The organism is Methylophaga sp. UBA5088, from assembly GCF_002414625.1.
GTDB lineage: Bacteria > Pseudomonadota > Gammaproteobacteria > Nitrosococcales > Methylophagaceae > Methylophaga > Methylophaga marina.
Window position 1 is genome coordinate 1 of the sequence record NZ_DIAC01000072.1, and the last position, 4,486, is coordinate 4,486.

Sequence of the window (4,486 nt, forward strand, 5' to 3'; positions counted from 1 at the left end):
AGCAAGCAGCCATTATTCGAGAAGCGATAGAAAATGGGCAACGGGATAGAATCACTGAAATCATCCAGATCATTCAAGAAACCGGCGCCATTGACTACACAGCGAAGGCAGCAGAACAGGAAGTTAAGCAAGCTAAAGATTCACTCGACCTGCTTGTAGATAGTGAATATAAACAAGCACTATTATCGTTAGCTGACTTTTCAGTACAGCGCGATTACTAAATGCATTTAATGTCATCGATATGCTAACAAGAGCAGACCATAATCCATCCCGCTCGCATAGCTAGAGGTATTAGCAGCATATGATCTCAAACAGTGACATTTTAAATGCCAGAATTCTTATTGTTGATGACCAGCTCGTCAACATTAAATTACTGGAGAAGATGCTGCATCAGGCTGGTTTCACTTCTCTTTTTTCTACGACACGAGGTGCGGAAGTAGAACAGCGTTATTTTGAATACGAAATCGATCTCATCCTACTGGATATTCGCATGCCGGATATGGATGGTTTTCAGGTAATGCAAACACTACAAACAGCGATTCAGAACGATTACCTGCCAGTTCTCGTTATTACTGCAGAACTTACTCAGGAAATCAGAAAAAAATCGCTCTGTTCCGGTGCCAAAGATTTCATCACCAAACCCTTTGATCAAACTGAAGTGATCCAACGTATCAGAAACATGCTGGAAGTCCGCTTGTTACACAAACAGGTAAAGACGCAGAATGAAACACTTGAACAACAGGTCAGACACAGGACACAACAGCTAGAACAAAGTCGTCTTGAAATTATTAAACGCTTAGGCAGGGCTGCAGAATATAAAGACAATGAAACCGGCAATCACATATTGCGTATGAGCCATTTTGCGCAAATGCTAGCGCTTGCAGCAGGTTTAGATGAGAGTTTTGCCGCCGATATACTGACTGCGGCACCAATGCATGATATTGGAAAAATCGGTATTCCTGACCATATTCTCCTTAAACCTGGAAAGTTAGATGCTGACGAGTGGGAAGTGATGAAAACACACGTCAGGATTGGGGCTGATCTATTAGCTGATACGAATGTGCCGCTACTCAAACTGGCCAGCAATATTGCACTGACTCATCATGAAAAATGGGACGGATCAGGTTACCCACAGGGTTTAAAAGGCAAGGATATTCCTATTGAAGGCCGCATCTGTTCCATATCGGATGTTTTTGATGCGTTGACGTCAGAGCGTCCATACAAGAAAGCCTGGCCAATTGAAAAAGCCGTCGATTATCTCATTGAACAAAAAGGTCGACATTTTGATCCAGAGTTAGTGACACACTTTCTTACCATCATCGAACAAGTCCTTCATTACCGTGCCCGCTTCCCTGATCATGTCGCAGAAACATCCGATATGGCTTAATTTCACTTAAATGCTTTTTAGTTGCTGAAAGGTTCGCTATCCTTACTAACTATGGCTCAAATATATAAATATCACTTATTCTTCTGTACTCATCAGCGAGACGATGGCAGTGCTAATTGCGGAGAGCATGGTTCACAGTCGCTTCGTGATTACGCAAAACAACGTGTGAAAGAACTAAAAATAAAGAAAGTCCGGGTGAATAATGCAGGATGTCTAAATCGATGCAAGCTGGGGCCCATGTTAGTTATCTATCCTGAAGGGACTTGGTATCACTTTGAAACTGAAGCAGATATTGATGAAATCATTGAGTCCCACTTGCTAAACGACACGATTGTGGAACGCCTAGTTAAATGACGCCGGATCAATACTGTCGCGACAAAGCAGCAAAAAGTGGCTCAAGCTTTTATTACAGCTTTATGTTCTTACCGCCACAACGACGCCAGGCCATCACTGCGTTATACGCTTTTTGTCGAGAGGTCGATGATGCTGTTGATGAAATAGCGGATCCAGAAGTCGCGGCACAAACCTTAGCTTGGTGGCGAACGGAAGTAGAGAATATATTCAACAAAACAGCCACACATCCAGTTGGTAAAGCCTTAGAAGAAGCACTACAGCATTTCGAGCTGCATCAAGAATATTTCCTTGAAATTATTGATGGCATGGAAATGGACTTATACCAACACAGATATGAGGCATTTAAACATCTTGCGTTGTATTGTCATCGTGTTGCCAGTGTTGTCGGGTTACTTGCTGCAGAGATTTTTGGTTATCAACACCGCCAGACGCTTAAATATGCAGAAAAACTGGGGTTGGCTTTTCAGTTAACCAATATTATTCGTGATGTTCGTGAAGATGCTGAGCGTGGCCGTATCTATTTACCTCAAGAGGATATGGACCAATTTGGTGTTAAAGTAGATGACATCCTGGCACTTAAGCAAACACCAGAACTAACCGCTCTTCTGGCCTTTGAAACGGATCGTGCCCGTACTTTTTATCAAGAAGCAAAAGGCTTGTTACCTCCTGAAGATCGTTACGCTCAGCGCACCGGACTCATTATGTCTGCTATCTATGAAGCGACACTTGATGAAATAGAAAAAGACCAGTTTCGCGTGATGAAACAGCGCGTCTCTTTAACGCCCTTAAAAAAACTCTGGTTAGCCTGGCGTACATCCAGAGCAGAAAAAAAACATCAACAATGACCACCATAATTGTTGGCGGCGGCTGGAGTGGACTTGCTGCTGCTGTGCGTTTACTTGAACAAGGTGAGTCGGTCCATCTAATCGAGTCGGCAAAGCAGTTAGGAGGGCGCGCGCGAAATGTTTCTTGGAACGAGCAAACCATTGATAACGGCCAGCATCTGCTGATTGGCGCCTATCAGCAGACTTTAAAATTATTGCAGGACATAGGTGCCGAAGAATCTGAGCTGTTTCGACGTCTTCCTTTAAATGTATCAATACACCACCCTTATTTTGCTGATTTAACCTTGACAGATACCCGGTATCTCCCCTGGCCACTCTCACTGATAATAAAAACTTGGCAACTCAATGGCTTTCCTGTTTTTGTGCAACTATCTCGGCTTATGTTTAAGGCTCGTTTGCAAAAGAAACTAGACGATATTCCTGTCTTAACCTGGCTAAAAAAAGAAAAACAAAGCGAGCGACTCATTAAGCAATTATGGGAACCACTATGTCTCGCGACCATGAACACACCTGTTTCAGAAGCATCTACTCATCTTTTTGCTAACGTTTTATTAGGCACCTTCAAAAAACGTGAATATGCTGACTTTCTCATTCCCAAAGTCCCTCTTGGAGATAGTTTACCTGCCTATGCTGAACGCTATATTCAGCAAAAAGGCGGAGAAATTTCTTTGCAAAAACGTGTCAAATCCATTCTGATAGAAGAGAATAAAGCGATGGGTGTTGTCACAGCCGATGATAGGCACCTGAAAGCTGACAATATTATTATCGCGACTGGATCTCACACGACACAACGTCTGATGGGTAAATATTGGTCATCCTCTCAACCAAGTTTTTACCCAATTATTACCGTCTATTTGCAATATACGCCTGACACAAAACTGTCCCGTCCACTATTGGGTTTAAGCGGCACTTTAGGGCAATGGGTATTTGATCGGGGTAATGGTCTACTTGCCATTGTCATCAGTGGGCCGGGCAAGCATCTTGAGTCAACGAATGATGAGCTTATCGATCGCTTACACGATGAACTTTGCCAAGCTGACTTAGTCATTACCTCAGCATTGATTGATGGTTATGTTATCCGTGAAAAACGAGCTACCTTCAGCAGTTACGTTGATGTCAGCTCAGATCGGCCACATACACAATCCTCAGTAAATGGATTGTATTTAGCCGGTGATATTATTCATAACCTGTATCCTGCTACACTAGAGGGTGCGGTGATTAATGGTGAGAAAGCCGCCGAATTGATAATGACAATCAACACGGTTCGCTAAGCGATTAATCACTTGCTATACTTTATGGCTCAATATTTATAACAATAAGGGAATGCTATGCTGAAACAGATTAAATTACTTTTAATTGCGTTATTTTTAGGTACATTTATCGTTGCTTGCGGCGATGACAACACTGCCCAAACAGAATCTAACGATGCCTCTACCCCTTCATCTGCTGAAATGAGCAGTGATGATACAACGGACACAGCCGGTACAGTGACTGATGAAACTGACACCATTGCTGGTATGACCAAAGAAGAAGCCATTGCAAAATGGGGTGAACCCGATGTTACCCAGACACACAAAATCGACTCATTGACGGTTGATCACCTTGAATGGCATAAAAAAGATGGTATTACAGCAGTACAATTCCACAACGATGTTGCACAATTCAGCCAATTCGTACCAGCTGAATAAATCTTAATGCAATTACATACTGAGGATGGCCAATTGGCTCAGCAAATTATTCTTATCACCGGTGCCGCTCAAGGCATCGGTGCCTCAGTAGCAAAAGCCTGCGCAAACGCAGGTGCTACAGTCATCCTACTGGACAAACAGGTTCCACAACTTGAGAGTGTTTATGATGAGATTGTGGAACAAACGGGTATCACTCCAGCCATCTACCCTCT

At 43.0% G+C, this 4,486-nt stretch carries 6 protein-coding genes and 1 pseudogene; all 7 read left to right on the forward strand.

Annotated elements, in window-relative coordinates; genetic code table 11:
* Positions 1 to 221, forward strand: a pseudogene (locus B4K20_RS09005) (octaprenyl diphosphate synthase); the annotation flags it as partial.
* Positions 222 to 301: 80 nt separating this feature from the next.
* A complete protein-coding gene (locus tag B4K20_RS09010) occupies positions 302 to 1,387 on the forward strand; it encodes an HD domain-containing phosphohydrolase (RefSeq protein ID WP_289243745.1) in 1,086 nt (361 codons plus the stop codon).
* Between the two features lie 237 nt (positions 1,388 to 1,624).
* Positions 1,625 to 1,741, forward strand: coding sequence for a ferredoxin (locus B4K20_RS16955; RefSeq protein ID WP_339608336.1), 117 nt, complete (start codon positions 1,625 to 1,627; stop codon positions 1,739 to 1,741).
* On the forward strand, positions 1,738 to 2,586 hold the full coding sequence (gene hpnD / locus B4K20_RS09020; protein WP_289282642.1) for a presqualene diphosphate synthase HpnD: 849 nt from the start codon (positions 1,738 to 1,740) through the stop codon (positions 2,584 to 2,586). Before B4K20_RS16955 ends, hpnD begins: the two co-directional genes overlap by 4 nt.
* Complete coding sequence (gene hpnE, locus B4K20_RS09025; protein WP_289282643.1) at positions 2,583 to 3,857, forward strand: hydroxysqualene dehydroxylase HpnE; 1,275 nt, start codon at positions 2,583 to 2,585, stop codon at positions 3,855 to 3,857. Before hpnD ends, hpnE begins: the two co-directional genes overlap by 4 nt.
* A gap of 57 nt (positions 3,858 to 3,914) precedes the next feature.
* Entirely contained in the window at positions 3,915 to 4,274 is a 360-nt protein-coding gene (locus tag B4K20_RS09030) for a hypothetical protein (protein WP_286305750.1), read from the forward strand.
* Between the two features lie 6 nt (positions 4,275 to 4,280).
* On the forward strand, positions 4,281 to 4,486 hold a 206-nt coding region (locus tag B4K20_RS09035), incomplete at its 3' end, for an SDR family NAD(P)-dependent oxidoreductase (protein ID WP_289282644.1).

Bases quoted from the DNA above. Each gene is read 5' to 3' on its own strand.
- B4K20_RS09010 (WP_289243745.1), top strand. From the start codon at position 302: ATGATCTCAAACAGTGACATTTTAAATGCCAGAATTCTTATTGTTGAT.
- B4K20_RS16955 (WP_339608336.1), top strand. From the start codon at position 1,625: ATGTTAGTTATCTATCCTGAAGGGACTTGGTATCACTTTGAAACTGAA.
- hpnD (WP_289282642.1), top strand. From the start codon at position 1,738: ATGACGCCGGATCAATACTGTCGCGACAAAGCAGCAAAAAGTGGCTCA.
- hpnE (WP_289282643.1), top strand. From the start codon at position 2,583: ATGACCACCATAATTGTTGGCGGCGGCTGGAGTGGACTTGCTGCTGCT.
- B4K20_RS09030 (WP_286305750.1), top strand. From the start codon at position 3,915: ATGCTGAAACAGATTAAATTACTTTTAATTGCGTTATTTTTAGGTACA.